We start from the raw sequence: 14,543 nt of genomic DNA, 5'->3' as shown, positions 1-14,543 counted from the left end.
TCTCCTGCAGCAAAAGTGGCGGGGCGGCGGTTAGCGTCTCAGGCCCGGGAGGGCATGGTGCAGCGCCTCCAGAGCGGTATCGATATCGGCCTCGGTGGTGAAACGACCGAAGCTGAAGCGCAATGAAGCCAGCGCCAAGGCTCGCGGCACGCCGATACCCTTCAATACATAGGATGGCTCGACGCTGGCGGAATTGCATGCCGAACCGGTCGATAGCGCAATGCGGCGAAGGGCCATCAGCAGCGATTCGCCGTCCACTCCCTCGAACGCCAGGTTGAGAATGTTCGGCACCGCCACGTCGATCACGCTATTGCAATGGATGCCGTCCAGCTCGGACAGCCCATCGAGCAGTCGGTTCCGTAACGCCAGGATATTCCGCTGGTCGGCCTCGCCTTCGGCGGCGGCCAGAGCGAAGGCTTCACCCATGCCGACGATCTGATGAGTCGCCAGCGTGCCGGAACGCATGCCGCGCTCGTGCCCGCCGCCATGAATCAGCGGCTCGATGCGGATATCCGGGCTGCGCCGTACGTAGAGGGCGCCGATGCCCTTGGGGCCATAGGCCTTGTGGCCGGAAAGGGACATCAAATCGATGCCCAGGCGACTCACATCCAGTTCGATCCGCCCGACGCCCTGGGCAGCGTCGACATGAAAGGCCGCGCCGCCGGCGTGGGCCACCTCGGCGAGCTCTGCCAGGTCGTGCACGCAGCCCAGCTCGTTGTTGACCGCCATCAACGACACCAGCGTGGTATCCGCACGCATCGCCTCGCTCAGCTGGTCGGGCAGGATGCGGCCGTCGGCACCGGGGGTAAGCCAGGTAACCTCGAAGCCCTCCTGTTCGAGTGCCGTCGCCGTGTCTACCACCGCCTTGTGCTCGATGATGGAGGTCACGAGGTGGCGCCCGCGTTCGCGATTGGCACGCATGAAACCGATCAGTGCCAGGTTGTCGGCCTCGGTGGCGCCGCTGGTCCAGACGATTTCGCGTGGGTCGGCGGCGATCAGGTCGGCTACCTGGCGCCGGGCGTTCTCTACGGCCTGCTCGGCCTGCCAGCCGAGCATGTGGCTGCGAGAAGCGGGGTTGGCATAGATGCCATCCAGCGTGAGATGCCGCTGCATGACCTCGGCGACACGGGGGTCGACCGGGGTGGTGGCGGCATAGTCGAGATAGACGAGGTCGCTCATGGTCTCGCGGGAGTCTCCAGTGCGTTCCTCGAGCAGGGGCTCAAGGCGAGGAGGTCAGAATGGTATTGGCGTCGTTGCGGCTGTTCTGGCGAGCAGCGATGCGGCGCACGTCACCATGCTCGACCAGCTGTGCCAGAGTGATGCCGTCGAGGAAGCCGCGGATCTGATCGGAGAGCTCACACCACAGGTGGTGCGTCAGGCAGGTGTCACCTTGCTGGCAGTCCGACAGCCCCTGGCAGCGGGTGGCATCGACCGATTCATCGACGGCGTCGATCACCTTCGATACCGAAATCGCTTCGGCAGGCACCGCCAGCAGATAACCGCCGCCGGGGCCGCGCACGCTATTGACCAGTCCGGCGCGCCGCAGGCGAGCGAAGAGCTGCTCCAGATAGGGCAGGGAGATTTCCTGACGACGCGCAATATCGGCCAGTGAGATGGCTCCCTTGTCTACGTTCAGAGCCAGGTCGAGCATGGCGGTGACGGCGTAGCGTCCTTTGGTAGTCAAACGCATGGTGAGCTCTTCCGGCGCATCGAGAGACCTCGGCCCAGACAATGACGGCAGGGCGGTCGGCATTGGCTCGCCGCAAGCCGCGAGCGTGGATGAAACGCCATTATGGGAAAGCCCGACTACCAAGGTCAACCATTGCCTCGCGGTGGCTTGCTGCCGTCTTGATCTCCGTCATGCATGGGGCCTGCATCGACGGCGGTAGGGCCGCAGCAGCCGTCGACATCCGAAAGGATGTCGGCGAAGTCCTCGTCGCGCAGCTGGGGCATCTTGCCCTCGCGATAGCTGGCATCGAGCTTGCGCAGCGTGCCGCACATGCGTTCGATGCGTTCGTCCACGGCATGCATGTGATCGAGCATGGCCTGAATGGAGCGTGCCACCGGGTCGGGCATGTCCTCGCTCACGCCGTAGGCATCGAAGCCGAACTTGCGGCGCATCGCCTCGCGACGCTCGGGGTCGACATCAAGCACATCGGCGGCATCCGGGTCGGCACGCTTGACGATCTTGCCGGGTATGCCCACCACCGTGGCCCCGGGTGGAACCTCCTTGGTGACTACCGCGTTGGAGCCCACCTTGGCCCCGGCGCCCACGCTGAAGGGGCCGAGTATCTTGGCGCCGGCACCGACGATGACGCCATCCTCCAGAGTCGGATGGCGCTTGCCCTTGTGCCAGCTGGTACCGCCCAACGTCACGCCTTGATAGAGGGTGACGTCATCGCCCACTTCGGCGGTTTCCCCGATCACCACGCCCATGCCGTGGTCGATGAAAAAGCGCCTACCGATCTTCGCCCCGGGATGGATCTCTATCCCGGTGAGCCAGCGCGAGAAGGTCGAGAGGGTGCGGGCCAGCCACTTGAGGCGCATTTGCCACAGCCAGTGGGCCAGTCGATGCAGCAGCAGCGCATGCAGTCCCGGATAGTTGGTGAGCACTTCCAGGAAGTTGCGTGCTGCCGGATCACGGGCGAATACGCTATTGATGTCCTCGCGCAGTCGTTGAAACATGCAGCGGTCCTTGGTGGCGGTGAGGCAGCCTGGCGGCGGGAGCGGGTGGTTGAGTCATCATATGGGGGCGCGGCAGCAAGGCTTCAAGGTGCTTCGCGTGCGAACCATGATCCTAGTGCTAGACCTCCTCGTCGCTGCGCTCCCCGGTCTGGTTCTGGCGCCCCTTGGCGGCACCGGGGGGATGATGCTCGGCGCACTTTTCCGTGGCCGTCAGCATACCGCGAAGGATGTTGAGTTCCATGCGTTCGGGACGCGCGCGCAGGGTGAAGCGTCTCAGCCGGGCCATCAATTGACGCGGCATGGCGGGGTCATGAAAGCCGATGGCGACCAAGGTTCGTTCGAGATGGGCGAAGTAACGCTCCAGCTCTTGATGGCTGGCCAGGGGCTGGTGGGTTTCGTCGTCCGTCTCCCTGGGTTCGCCTTCGGTCGAGAGGCTTGCCAGGCGGCACTCATAGGCCAGCACCTGCACGGCCGCGGCCAGGTTCAGCGAGCTGAAGTCCGGGTTGGTAGGGATATGGACATGGGCATGGCAGCGTTGAAGTTCGGCGTTGGAAAGGCCGCTGTCCTCGCGGCCGAATACCAGTGCCACCCGCGATTCGCTGCCGGCCAGCTCCCGAGGCAGTCGTTCACCCAGCTCGCGTGGCGTGATCATCGGCCAGGGCAGCGTCCGCGAGCGCGCACTGGCGCCCACGGCCAGCGTGCAGTCGGCGACTGCTTCATCGAGTGTCTCGACCACCTTGGCGGCGTGCACGATGTGATCGGCGCCGGAGGCTCGCGAGATGCTCTCGCTGGTCAGCGGTTCGCAGCGCGGTGCCACCAGGGCCAGATCGCCCAGCCCCATGTTGTGCATGGCGCGAGCGGCGGCGCCGATATTCCCGGGGTGACTGGTGCCGATCAGCACGATACGAATGCGCTCGAGCATGGAAAACTGCCTTTGCCGATGACGTGGTGAAGAGGGTTGGTCCGCAGAAGAGGGCGAGTTTATCACGCCTGTCGGCGGTAATGGCGCACACCTGACGATTCTGCTAGGATGCGCGCCACGCGTTCGGACCATCTGCTTTGCGTTCGAACTAGCCTGTTCTTTAACATCCCCGACGCTCCAAGGCCCGATCATGCATCCGATGGTCCAATTTGCCCTGCGCGCCACGCGCAGCGCCGCTGAACAGTTCTTGCGTATTCGTGAGCGCATTGAGAATGCTCACGAGGAACACAGTCTCGAGCGTCTGCTCGAGGATACCGCCCGCAATGCCGAGACGCTGATCGTTCGTCAGCTCAGTCGCGGTTACCCCCAGCACGGGGTCATCGGCCGGTTCACGCCGCACCGTCCCGGTGAAGGCGAAGGCCGGGATATCGAATGGCAGATCGAGCCTTTTCATGGCTATTCCAGCCTGGGCGTCGCCGGCAGTGGCTTTGCCCTGTCGGTGGTGTGCCTGGTGAAGGGTCGCCCGGAGCATGCGGTGGTGATCTGCCCCTTCAGCGACGATGAATACCTGACCAGCCGTGGCCGCGGTGCCCAGCACAACGGCAAGCGGATTCGTGTGCCCAAGTCCAGCGCCATTCCCGGCACCCGGATAGCCATGAGCCTGCCCGAGAGTGGGCAACGTTCGCGCCATCTTCCCGCCTATCTGACCCTGGTTCAGCAGCTCGGTCCTCAGGTGGAGGCGCAGTTGGCCACCGGCAGCGGCCTGCTCGACATGGCCGAACTGGCGGCGGGCCGTGTCGACGCTGCCTTCGTGCTGGGGCTGGAAGAGCAGGACCGCCTGGTCGGTACCCTGCTGCTCAAGGAGGCCGGTGCGTTGATGGGTACTCCTGACGGACAGCCCAGCATCGAAGCCGAAGGCCAGCTGATGGCCGCTGGTCCGCGCCTGTACAAGGCTCTGGTGCAGCAGCTCAAACCGCATTTCTAGGTCTCGGTAGAAGGAGTAACGGCACGGCCCCCCACTCCCCCTCAGGGAGCTCTGAACGGCACCCCGAAGGTTGGACACTAAATCCGACCTTCGGGGTTTTTTTATTGCGCGGGTCTCCGTGGAGTCGACATGCTAGAGTTATTGATCTTGTTGAATAATAAGTGTTTTGATAAGCGGGTGTGAAATCCGGTGGTCACTCACTACAAGCTACAAGGGCAAGCTGGCTCTACCTTTGATACCCGGTGGCAGACTGGTACGGCGCTGTTTGCGCCTGTTCATAGGCCATGGAGTGGGCTCGCTTGTTCTTTAAACGCCAGCAGGCCGCCAGGGGCTGACTGCCATAACTGCGTTAAAGGTATGCCTTGGGGTACGACATGACGCTGCGTTCCGTCTTCAAGAGTTGGATCGACAACTACTTCTCCGACAAAAAGGCGGTGATCCTGCTGGCGCTGCTCGGGTTCGCCGTGGTGATCCTTTTCCGCAGCATGCTGGCGCCCTTCCTCACCGCGCTGGTGATCGCCTTCCTGCTGCAGGGGGCGGTGGGCTGGCTGGAGCGGCGCCACGTGCCCCACCTGCTGGCGGTGAGCCTGGTGTTCTTGGGCTTTATCGGCCTACTGCTGGCGCTGGCCCTCATCCTGATGCCGCTGATTTGGAACCAGATGGTGGGGCTGGTGCAGGAGACGCCGCGCATGTTCGCCAGCGGCCAGCAGCTGCTCGACGACCTGCAGGAGCGCTACCAGCAACTGGTGACCCCCGACCAGATCCAGAGCTGGATCGCCGTGGCCGGTCGCGAGCTGACCCTGTTCGGCCAGCGCGCCCTGACGCTGTCGCTGGCCTCCCTGGGCAACGTGCTGGCGCTGATCATCTACCTGGTGCTGGTGCCGATTCTGGTCTTCTTCCTGCTCAAGGATCACGAGACGCTGGTGGGCTTCGTACTCTCGCTGCTGCCGCAGAAGCGCACCCTGATGGCCCGAATCTGGTAGGAGATGGACGCCCAGATCACCAACTATGTGCGCGGCAAGTTCATCGAGATCATCATCGTCGGCACCGTTTCATTCTTCACCTTCCGCCTTCTTCGGTCTGTCCTATTCGGCGGTGCTGGCAGTGCTGGTGGGCTTCTCGGTGCTGGTGACCTACATCGGGGCGGCGGTGGCCATCCTGCCGATGGCGGCGGTAGCCGGCTTTCACTTCGGCATGAGCAATGAGTTCCTCTACGTGCTGATCACCTACGGCGTGATTCAGGCGCTGGACGGCAATGTGCTGGCCCCGATTCTCTTCGCGGAAACTAACAATATCCACCCGGTCTCGATTATCGTGGCAGTGTTCTTCTTAGGAGGGGCTGGGGAGTTTTCTTTGCCATTCCTCTGGCGACTCTGCTCAAGGCGCTGGTTTACGCCTGGCCACGGGGTATCCAGCAGCACGGCCGAGCAGCGAAGGCCGATACGCTGGCAAAAGCTAACTCGATTAACTAAATTTTCAAAGGCTGAGAGATGGACGCTATCAATACCCTGTTTCTTCTTTCCGGGTTTCTTCTCGCCCTCAGCATTCTCGCCAGCCGGGTTTCCCGCCAGTTCGGCCTGCCGCTGCTGGTGCTCTTCCTGGGGCTCGGCATGCTGGCCGGCGAGCAAGGCGTCCTGGGCATTCGCTTCGACGACTATCCCCTGGCGTTCATGATCGCTCACCTGGCGCTGGCGATGATTCTGCTCGACGGCGGCCTACGCACGCGGTTGACTACTTTCCGTGCCGCCTTCAAGCCGGCGATGGCTCTGGCCACCGCCGGGGTCTTCCTGACCAGCGGCATCACCGGGCTGATCGCCATGTGGATCTTCGATCTTAGCCTGATCGAAGGGCTGCTGATCGGCGCCATCGTGGGCTCCACGGATGCGGCGGCGGTATTCTCGATGCTCAGCGGCAGGGGGGTCAACCTCAACGAGCGGGTAGGGGCGACCCTGGAGATCGAGTCGGGGACCAATGATCCCATGGCGATCTTCCTGACCATTATGCTGATCGAGCTGCTGGTCGGGGATATCGGTGGCATCGTCGAGACCGCGCTTTTCTTTGTCCAGCAGTTTGGGCTGGGGATCATCATCGGCGCCGGGGGGGGCTGGCTGATTGCCCGCCTGATGCGCTGGGTCGACATCGAGCCGGGGCTCTACGCCCTGCTCGCCCTGGCGCTGGGCTTTTGCGTGTTTGGTGTCACCAGCGTGCTGGGTGGCAGCGGCTTTCTGGCGATCTACCTGGCGGGCCTGATGATCGGCAACCAGCCGGGCAAGCACCTGACCTATATCCTACCCGTCAACGACGGTCTGGCCTGGCTGAGCCAGATCGGCCTTTTCCTGATGCTGGGGCTGCTGGTCAACCCCAGCGAGCTGTTGGAGCTCGCGCTGCCGGCTGCGCTGCTGGGGCTGGTACTGATATTCGTGGCTCGGCCCCTGGCCGTGGTGCTCTCCGTCAAGCCGTTCTTCAAGTTCCGCTGGCACGAGGTCGGCTTCATCTCCTGGGTAGGGCTGCGTGGGGCAGTGCCCATCGTGCTAGCGATCTTCCCCGTGATCGGCGGGGTCGAGAACGCCTCGCTCTATTTCAACGCCGCCTTTGCCGTGGTGCTTATGTCGCTACTCATCCAGGGGGGCACCATTCCCCTGATGGCGCGCTGGATGAAGGTGGAGGTGCCGCCGAGCGTGGAACCTGACCAGCGAGGTCTGCTGGGTGTACTGCCCGAGAACGACTACGAGATGTTCGTCTATCGGGTCGAGAACGAGACACTGGACGCCGTGCCCATTCGAATGCTGCGCTTCCCCTCGGGAGCGCTCATTTCGGCTCTGTTTCGTGACAGCAGCATGCTGCACCCCAAGGGCAGCACGCGGCTGCAGCTGGGAGACGTGGTCTGTGTGATCGGCAGGGAACATGACCTTCCCGCCCTCAACAAGCTCTTCAGCGGGGAGGAACGTCTCAAGAAGACTCAGGAGTTCTTCGGCCCCTTCACGGTCGAAGCCGATGCTCGGATGGAGGAAATTGCCAAGGCCTATGGCCTTGCGATCACGCCCGGTGAAGGAGAGATGACCCTGGGGGACTTCATCTCCCAGCGGGTGGGGGGCCATCCCGTGGTGGGTGATGACGTTAGCTGGCACGGCATGCACTGGGTCGTCAGGGAGGTAGAGGGCGATAAAATTAAAAGCGTTGGCGTAAGGTTTTACTGATCGAGAGCGGCAGAGAAGATCACTGCACTCCTCTCGCAGTAGCTTCAAACCGGATGAAAAATGCCCCCGCAGCCAGGCTGTGGGGGCAGGGTCGTCCGGGTCGTTATCCTTTGTGGCTAGGGCAGTTCCTCCTCCGTCTCGTGCTCTTCCTTCTTCGGCGGGATCAGGTCCTTGCGCTCCAGCTTCACGGCAAGCAGCAGTGCGGCCGCCACGTAGATGGAAGAGAAGGTACCCACCACCACCCCGAGGATCAGCGCGATGGAGAAGTGGTGGATCATGTCTCCGCCCAGCAGCAGCAGTGCCATCAGTACCAGCAAGGTGGTACCAGACGTCGCCAGCGTGCGTGACAGGGTGAGGTTGATCGCTTCGTTGAAGATCGCCGGCATGTCGTCGATCCGCGAGGTGCGGATCGTTTCGCGAATCCGGTCGTAGACCACGATGGTATCGTTGAGCGAATAGCCGATGACCGCCAGCAGCGCCGCCATGACGGTGAGGTCGAAGTCGAACTGGAACAGCGAGAAGATGCCGACCACGATGAGCACGTCGTGGAACAGCGCCAGCACGGCCCCAATGGCGAACTTGTACTGGAAGCGGAAGGCCACGTAGACCATTACCACGGCCATGGCCAATAGCAGCCCCAGGCCGCTCTGGTCGCGCAGTTGTTCGCCGACCTGGGCGCCGACGAACTCGGCGCGCACCAGCTCCACGGTATCGCCTTCGGCGCGCAGCAGGGTGACGACCTGCTCGCCGACATCGGGCTCGAAGGCCTGCTGCAGGCGGATCAACACCTCGGTGGAGGCACCGAAGGTCTGCACCGAAACATCGCGGAAGCCGGCCTGTTCGAGCACCTGGCGGATGGCGTCCAGCGAGGGGGCCGTCGCATAGCGGACTTCGATCAGGGTGCCGCCGGTGAAGTCCAGCCCCAGATTGAGCTGCTGCAACAGCAGCGAGACGATCGACGCCAGGATCAGCAGGCCGGAGATCGCAAAGGCGATCCGGCGCTTGCCCATGAAGTCGAACTGTCGATTGACGAGGGTTTTCATAACCACCTCAAGTTGGTGAGCCTTAGATCCAGAGCTTCTTGACCGGTTTGCCGCCGTAGACGAGATTCACCATCGCTCGGGTCACCAGCAGTGCGGTGAACAGCGACGTGATGATCCCCAGCGACAGGGTCACGGCGAAGCCCTTGACCGGGCCGGTGCCGATCGAGAACAGAATGACCGCCACCAGCAGGGTGGTGATGTTGGCGTCGACGATCGAGCTGAAGGCGCGTTCGTAGCCGGCATGGATGGCCTGCTGGATCGACAGCCCGTTGCGCAGCTCTTCCCGTATTCGCTCGAAGATCAGCACGTTGGCGTCTACCGCCATGCCCAGTGTCAGCACGATACCGGCGATGCCCGGCAGCGTTAGGGTGGCGCCGAGCAGCGACATGGCGGCGATCAGCAGGGTCAGGTTCAATGCCAGCGCCACGTTGGCAAAGATGCCGAACACCTTGTAGCGGATCAGCATGAACAGCACGACCAGCAGCAGGCCGATCTGCACCGACATTACACCGCGTTGGATGTTCTCGGCGCCCAGGCTCGGGCCGATGGTGCGCTCCTGCACGAAGTAGATGGGGGCCGCCAACGAGCCGGAGCGCAGCAGCAGCGCCAGCTCGCCCGCTTCGGTGGGCGAGTCGAGCCCGGTGATGCGGAAGCTGTTGCCCAGTGCGCTCTGGATGGTGGCCAGACTGATCAGGCCGCGCTCGGTATAGGGCTCGCGCACGGTGATCTCTTCGCCATCCTCCATCACTACCCGGTCGCGGGTCTTGTGCTCGATGAAGAGCACCGCCATGTTGCGCCCGATGTTGGTGCGGGTGGCACGGTTCATCAGGGTGCCACCGGTACCGTCCAGGTTGATGTTGACCTGGGGGCGCCCGTTCTCGTCGAAGCTGCGGCTGGCGCTGGAAACGCTGTCACCGGTGATGATGACATCGCGCATCAGGTCGGCGGTGCGGTTCGGGTTGTTGCGGAAAGCGAAGCTCTCGGTTTCGATGTCAGGCGTGTCCGGGCGCGCCTCGAGTCGGAATTCGAGGTTGGCAGTCGCACCTACCACGCGCTTGGCGGCGACGGTGTCCTGAACGCCGGGCAGCTCTACCACGATCCGGTCCGGCCCCTGGCGCTGCACCAGCGGCTCCGCCACGCCCAGTTCGTCAACCCGATTGCGCAGGGTGGTGAGGTTCTGGTTGATGGCGTAGTCCTGGATCTCGTTGACCGCCTGGTCGGTCAGCGTCATCACCAGCAGTGAGGCCCGCCCCTCTTGTTCACTGGCATAGTCGAAATCGCGGAACTCGCGACTGATCAGCCGGCGTGCCGTGTCACGGTCTTCGTCACTGGCAAAGGTGATGGTCAGCGTGCGGCCATCGATATCGGTGCCGCGGTAACGAATGCGCTCGCTGCGCAGCTGTTCGCGCATGGCACTGGCGTTGACCTCGAGACGCTGGGTCACGGCCGCATCCATGTCGACTTCAAGCAGGAAGTGCACGCCACCACGCAGGTCCAGGCCCAGTGTCATGGGCGAGGCGGCCAGGCTTTGCAGCCAGGTCGGGGTGGATTCGGCCAGATTGAGCGCCACCACGAAATCGTTGCCGAGTCGCTCGGTCAACAGGTCGCGGGCGCGTAGCTGGTAATCGGGGTCGTCGAGGCGGATCAGCACGCTGGCCTCATCGCGTTCCACGGCCTTGATGCCGATGCCGGCGTCGCGAAGGGTCTGCTGGACGCGCTCGAGCTGCGCATCATCCAGGGTCGTGTCGCCCTGAGCGCTGCTGATCTGCACTGCCGGGTCCTCCGGATAGAGGTTGGGCAGCGAATAAACGACACCGGCCAGGAGCACGATGAGTATCAGCAGATACTTCCACAAGGGATAACGGTTGAGCATGGGAGCCCTGCCTAGGTTGCGTAAAGAAGGCTACGGGACGGCAGCGCGGCCGTGTGTCCGCTCCGTTCGAGGAGTGGGACACCCGGCCGCCATGCGACCCCCGCCGTTACCCGGCTCGGGACGAGCCAACGGCAAGGGCGAGGAGCGTCGACGTTAGATGGACTTGATGGTGCCCTTGGGCAGCACGTTGGCCACGGCACTCTTCTGTACGTTGACTTCGGTGTTTTCGGACACTTCCAGGGTAATGAACTCGTCACTCACCTTGGTGATACGTCCTACCAGACCGCCGCCGATCACTACCTCGTCGCCCTTGGACAGGCCGCCGACCAGTTCGCGGTGCTGTTTGGCCCGCTTGGCCTGAGGACGCCACAGCAGGAAGTAGAAGATCAGCACGAAACCGACCAGCATGATGATTTGTGCCATGCCGCCACCGGCGCCGCCGGCGTCCTGAGCCATGGCCGGGGAGATGAAGAAGTCCAGCATGAGAAGCGTTTCTCCTGAGAGGTAGGTTAAGTCGCGAATGAGTATGCTGCTGCCGGCCGATGCGGTCATGAACCGGGCGCCAGGCGCTCATCGGCCGGTCATTCAATCCGGTGCGTCAGGTACCGGCAGCCCCCGCTGCGCATAGTAGCCTGCCACGAAGTCAGCCAATGTACCCGCTTCGATGGCACCGCGCAAACCGGCCATCAGGCGCTGATAATAGCGCAAGTTGTGGATGGTATTGAGCATAGAGCCGAGCATTTCGCCGCAGCGGTCCAGGTGGTGCAGATAGCTGCGAGAGAAGTTCTGGCAGGTATAGCAGTCGCAGTCGTCTTCCAACGGGCGAGTATCATGGCGGTACTTGGCATTGCGGATCTTGATCGTGCCTGCGGCGGTGAACAGGTGGCCGTTGCGCGCGTTGCGTGTGGGCATCACGCAGTCGAACATGTCGACGCCGCGGCGCACGCCCTCGACCAGATCTTCCGGCTTGCCCACGCCCATCAGGTAGCGCGGGTACTCCTCGGGCATCCACTGGGGAAGATAGTTCAGCACCCCGATCATCTCTTCCTTGGGTTCGCCCACCGACAGGCCGCCGATGGCCAGGCCGTCGAAGCCGATTTCCATCAGTCCCTCCAGCGAGCGACGGCGCAGCTCGGGATACATGCCGCCCTGGATGATGCCGAACAGGGCCGAGGGCGAGCTGCCGTGGGCATCCCGCGAGCGCTTGGCCCAGCGCAGCGAGCGCTCCATGGAAAGCTCGGCTTCCTGCTCGGTGGCCGGATAGGGCGTGCACTCGTCGAAGATCATGACGACGTCGGAGCCCAGCGAGCGCTGCACCGCCATGGATTCTTCAGGGCCCATGAATACCTTGGCGCCATCCACCGGTGAGCGGAAATGCACGCCCTCTTCGGTAATCTTGCGCATCTCGCCCAGCGAGAAGACCTGGAAGCCGCCGGAATCGGTGAGAATCGGCTTGTGCCACTGAGCAAAGTCGTGAAGATCGCCGTGGGCCTCGATCACCTCCGTGCCTGGGCGCAGCCACAGGTGGAAGGTGTTGCCGAGTATGATGTCGGCGCCGATCTCTTCCACTGACTTGGGCGTCATGCCCTTGACCGTGCCGTAGGTGCCCACCGGCATGAAGGCCGGGGTTTCTACCGTGCCGCGGGGGAAGGTGAGGCGTCCGCGCCGCGCCCGGCCGTCGCTGGCCAGCCGCTCGAAGGACATGAAGCTTTCGTTACGCATGGGTATCGGTCTCGAACAGTAACAAGTAGGCAGAAATGGCCGGGCCCCTTGCAGGTCAGGTGTTCTTGCGGGTCAGAAACATCGCGTCGCCATAGCTGAAGAACGCGTAGCGTTCGGCCACGGCTTCGCGATAGGCCGCCATGATCGTCTCGTATCCGGCAAAGGAGGAGACCAGCATCAGCAAGGTCGACTCGGGCAGGTGGAAGTTGGTGATCAGTGCATCCACGCAACGCCACTCGTAGCCGGGATAAATGTAGATGTCGGTTTCGCCGCAGTAGGGCGCGATGCTGCCGTCGACGCTCTGGAGGCATGCACTCTCCAGGCAGCGCACGCTGGTAGTGCCTACCGCAACGACTCGGCGCCCCGCTGCCTGGGCGGCACGGACCTTTTCGCAGGCCGCATCGCTCACTTCGATCCACTCGCTGTGCATTCGATGCTCGCGAATGTCGTCGGCGCGCACCGGTTGGAAGGTGCCGGCGCCGACGTGCAAGGTGACGAATGCGCTTTCGACTCCTCTGGCCGCGAGGCGTTCCAGCAGTGGCTGGTCGAAGTGGAGTCCGGCGGTGGGAGCTGCCACGGCGCCGTCGCGGCGCGCATATACGGTCTGATAGCGGTCGCGGTCGGCGAGCTCATCGGCACGGTCGATATAGGGCGGCAGCGGCATGTGGCCGTGTCGCTCCAGCAGCTCGATGAGGGGTGTCTCGCCGAGAAAACGGAGCTCGAACAGTGCTTCATGACGACCTTCCACCACGGCGCGTACATCGCCTTCGAACACCAGTTCGGTGCCCGGCTTGGGCGATTTGCTGGAACGGATGTGCGCCAGCCCGCGGTGAGCGTCCAGCGGGCGCTCCAGCAGCATCTCTATCTTGCCGCCGCTGGCTTTGTGTCCGTGCAGCCGTGCCGGAATCACTCGGGTGTCGTTGAATACCAGCAGATCCCCTGGCTCCAGTAGCTCCAGCAGGTCGGTGAAGCGGCGGTGTTCCAGCGCCCCGCTTGCGCCGTTAACGCACAGCAGGCGGCAGTCGCTGCGCCGTTCGGACGGGTAGCGGGCAATCAGCTCCTCGGGAAGTTCATAGTGAAAATCGGCGCGCTGCATGCAAGGTGGGTCCACGGAAAGTCGAGACGAGCAGCTGCCGGGCAGCCGCAAACAGCCGCCAAGGATACCGAAAATCGCTTCTCGCGTCAGGCCTGACGATTGACCTGCCGCGCCGGCCACGTATAATGCTCGGCGCTGCCGGCGTGGCGGAATTGGTAGACGCAGCGGATTCAAAATCCGCCGGGTGCAAGCCCTTGTCGGTTCGAGTCCGACCGCCGGTACCACTTTTCCTTTCAGTTCCTTTAGAGCCTTACCTGGCTTTTCCCGCCTCGTTTCCCCTGTTTCATGCTTGGTCGCAGCGTGACTCAAGCGAGCTTGCGCTCCATTGTCGACGTTTCACTTTGAGCTTCGACGAACTCGAACCCGTGACGCTTGTAGAAGTTGATGGCACGCGGATTGTCGTTATCTACTTGCAGCCTGACCCGAGTAAACTTCCGCCGTTCCATGGCGTCGATGACGTGCTCCAACAGTTCTCTCGCCAGTCCCGATCCCTGGGCGGTATGCGCTACAAGAACCAAGGAGATATAACCACAACGACTCTCCATGTCGTTGCAATAATAGGCGATGAAACCTTGGCACTTACCTTCGCTGTAATGGAACCTTATCTCAGCCCTGTTTAACAGCTTGCTAGCATAATCGTTGAGGTCGACGTCGTGCCAGAAGCCGGGTTTGTAGCGCTCTCCTTCCACCTGCATCATGTGTATCAGTTCAGTTGTCGTCATGATATGCCTTGAGTCGAAACTCTCATCGAGCAATCAGTTTCGTAGTTCTCCAGTAGGGGGATTTTCGGTCTAAGGCTAAAAATCCGTGTTTGCACAGGATAGACAGTGAAGTGCACTTGGTGAACAAAACCAGAGCATGGTATTTTTAAAAATACAAGCCCATGATTATGCTGGCCTTCAGCGATGGGCTGAGGCAGAACCGGCGTGGGCGACCTTCTTGAGGAGAGGGGGAAGTGCACTTGCGTGGCCCGCCCACCGGATCTATGGTGGGCGCCACGCCAGCACAGGGGGTCGCTAT

The 14,543-nt window shown here is 62.7% G+C and carries 11 protein-coding genes, 1 tRNA gene and 2 pseudogenes; 4 read left to right on the top strand and 10 right to left on the bottom strand.

The window, feature by feature from the left end; translation table 11 throughout:
* Positions 1–30 precede the first annotated feature (30 nt).
* The 4 genes and pseudogenes from AC2VNO_RS10950 to trmJ form a co-directional block, all read right to left on the bottom strand.
* Positions 31–1,179 carry an aminotransferase class V-fold PLP-dependent enzyme gene (locus AC2VNO_RS10950; RefSeq protein ID WP_486934161.1) on the bottom strand — a complete coding sequence of 383 codons (1,149 nt, stop codon included), beginning with the start codon at positions 1,177–1,179 and terminating at the stop codon, positions 31–33.
* A gap of 40 nt (positions 1,180–1,219) precedes the next feature.
* A complete protein-coding gene (locus AC2VNO_RS10945) occupies positions 1,220–1,690 on the bottom strand; it encodes a Fe-S cluster assembly transcription factor (protein WP_228575286.1) in 471 nt (156 codons plus the stop codon).
* Between the two features lie 125 nt (positions 1,691–1,815).
* Positions 1,816–2,688: pseudogene (gene cysE, locus AC2VNO_RS10940) on the bottom strand (serine O-acetyltransferase); the annotation flags it as partial.
* Positions 2,689–2,803: 115 nt separating this feature from the next.
* Positions 2,804–3,607, bottom strand: coding sequence for a tRNA (cytosine(32)/uridine(32)-2'-O)-methyltransferase TrmJ (gene trmJ / locus AC2VNO_RS10935; protein ID WP_486934160.1), 804 nt, complete (start codon positions 3,605–3,607; stop codon positions 2,804–2,806).
* Between the two features lie 190 nt (positions 3,608–3,797).
* On the opposite strand from trmJ, the gene AC2VNO_RS10930 reads away from it, so the two are divergent.
* The 3 genes and pseudogenes from AC2VNO_RS10930 (at position 3,798) to AC2VNO_RS10920 (ending at position 7,789) form a co-directional block, all read left to right on the top strand.
* Positions 3,798–4,592, top strand: coding sequence for an inositol monophosphatase family protein (locus tag AC2VNO_RS10930; RefSeq protein WP_228575292.1), 795 nt, complete (start codon positions 3,798–3,800; stop codon positions 4,590–4,592).
* 374 nt (positions 4,593–4,966) lie between these two features.
* A pseudogene (locus tag AC2VNO_RS10925) lies at positions 4,967–6,064 on the top strand (AI-2E family transporter).
* Positions 6,065–6,082: 18 nt separating this feature from the next.
* The gene (locus AC2VNO_RS10920) at positions 6,083–7,789 is read left to right on the top strand and encodes a potassium/proton antiporter (RefSeq protein ID WP_486934159.1); all 1,707 of its coding nucleotides are present in this window, start codon (positions 6,083–6,085) and stop codon (positions 7,787–7,789) included.
* Positions 7,790–7,905: 116 nt separating this feature from the next.
* Here AC2VNO_RS10920 and secF read toward each other — a convergent pair whose 3' ends face one another.
* The 5 genes from secF to queA form a co-directional block, all read right to left on the bottom strand.
* Positions 7,906–8,832 carry a protein translocase subunit SecF gene (secF, locus tag AC2VNO_RS10915; protein WP_486934158.1) on the bottom strand — a complete coding sequence of 309 codons (927 nt, stop codon included), beginning with the start codon at positions 8,830–8,832 and terminating at the stop codon, positions 7,906–7,908.
* Positions 8,833–8,854: 22 nt separating this feature from the next.
* A complete protein-coding gene (gene secD, locus AC2VNO_RS10910) occupies positions 8,855–10,705 on the bottom strand; it encodes a protein translocase subunit SecD (protein WP_486934157.1) in 1,851 nt (616 codons plus the stop codon).
* Positions 10,706–10,858: 153 nt separating this feature from the next.
* On the bottom strand, positions 10,859–11,188 hold the full coding sequence (yajC, locus tag AC2VNO_RS10905; protein WP_486934156.1) for a preprotein translocase subunit YajC: 330 nt from the start codon (positions 11,186–11,188) through the stop codon (positions 10,859–10,861).
* 102 nt (positions 11,189–11,290) lie between these two features.
* Positions 11,291–12,409 (bottom strand): tRNA guanosine(34) transglycosylase Tgt, encoded by a 1,119-nt coding sequence (gene tgt, locus AC2VNO_RS10900; RefSeq protein WP_486934182.1) that lies wholly within the window; start codon positions 12,407–12,409, stop codon positions 11,291–11,293.
* Positions 12,410–12,482: 73 nt separating this feature from the next.
* Positions 12,483–13,523, bottom strand: coding sequence for a tRNA preQ1(34) S-adenosylmethionine ribosyltransferase-isomerase QueA (gene queA, locus AC2VNO_RS10895; RefSeq protein ID WP_486934155.1), 1,041 nt, complete (start codon positions 13,521–13,523; stop codon positions 12,483–12,485).
* 137 nt (positions 13,524–13,660) lie between these two features.
* Here queA and AC2VNO_RS10890 point away from each other — a divergent pair.
* Positions 13,661–13,747 (top strand) — tRNA-Leu (locus AC2VNO_RS10890).
* Between the two features lie 81 nt (positions 13,748–13,828).
* On the opposite strand, the gene AC2VNO_RS10885 is transcribed toward AC2VNO_RS10890, so the two are convergent.
* Positions 13,829–14,245: a GNAT family N-acetyltransferase gene (locus AC2VNO_RS10885; RefSeq protein WP_486934154.1), complete on the bottom strand. Its 417-nt coding sequence runs from the start codon at positions 14,243–14,245 to the stop codon at positions 13,829–13,831.
* Positions 14,246–14,543: the final 298 nt, after the last annotated feature.

The organism is Halomonas sp. TH-94, from assembly GCF_057473365.1.
The sequence above is the reverse complement of the archived record's forward strand: the minus strand, read 5'-3'. Positions and strand labels throughout refer to the sequence as shown.

What these genes read in the sequence shown, in the direction of transcription:
- secD (WP_486934157.1), bottom strand. Translation starts at nt 10,705, where the DNA reads ATGCTCAACCGTTATCCCTTGTGGAAGTATCTGCTGATACTCATCGTG.
- AC2VNO_RS10920 (WP_486934159.1), top strand. Translation starts at nt 6,083, where the DNA reads ATGGACGCTATCAATACCCTGTTTCTTCTTTCCGGGTTTCTTCTCGCC.
- yajC (WP_486934156.1), bottom strand. Translation starts at nt 11,188, where the DNA reads ATGCTGGACTTCTTCATCTCCCCGGCCATGGCTCAGGACGCCGGCGGC.
- AC2VNO_RS10945 (WP_228575286.1), bottom strand. Translation starts at nt 1,690, where the DNA reads ATGCGTTTGACTACCAAAGGACGCTACGCCGTCACCGCCATGCTCGAC.
- trmJ (WP_486934160.1), bottom strand. Translation starts at nt 3,607, where the DNA reads ATGCTCGAGCGCATTCGTATCGTGCTGATCGGCACCAGTCACCCCGGG.
- tgt (WP_486934182.1), bottom strand. Translation starts at nt 12,409, where the DNA reads ATGTCCTTCGAGCGGCTGGCCAGCGACGGCCGGGCGCGGCGCGGACGC.
- queA (WP_486934155.1), bottom strand. Translation starts at nt 13,523, where the DNA reads ATGCAGCGCGCCGATTTTCACTATGAACTTCCCGAGGAGCTGATTGCC.
- secF (WP_486934158.1), bottom strand. Translation starts at nt 8,832, where the DNA reads ATGAAAACCCTCGTCAATCGACAGTTCGACTTCATGGGCAAGCGCCGG.
- AC2VNO_RS10930 (WP_228575292.1), top strand. Translation starts at nt 3,798, where the DNA reads ATGCATCCGATGGTCCAATTTGCCCTGCGCGCCACGCGCAGCGCCGCT.
- AC2VNO_RS10885 (WP_486934154.1), bottom strand. Translation starts at nt 14,245, where the DNA reads ATGACGACAACTGAACTGATACACATGATGCAGGTGGAAGGAGAGCGC.
- AC2VNO_RS10950 (WP_486934161.1), bottom strand. Translation starts at nt 1,179, where the DNA reads ATGAGCGACCTCGTCTATCTCGACTATGCCGCCACCACCCCGGTCGAC.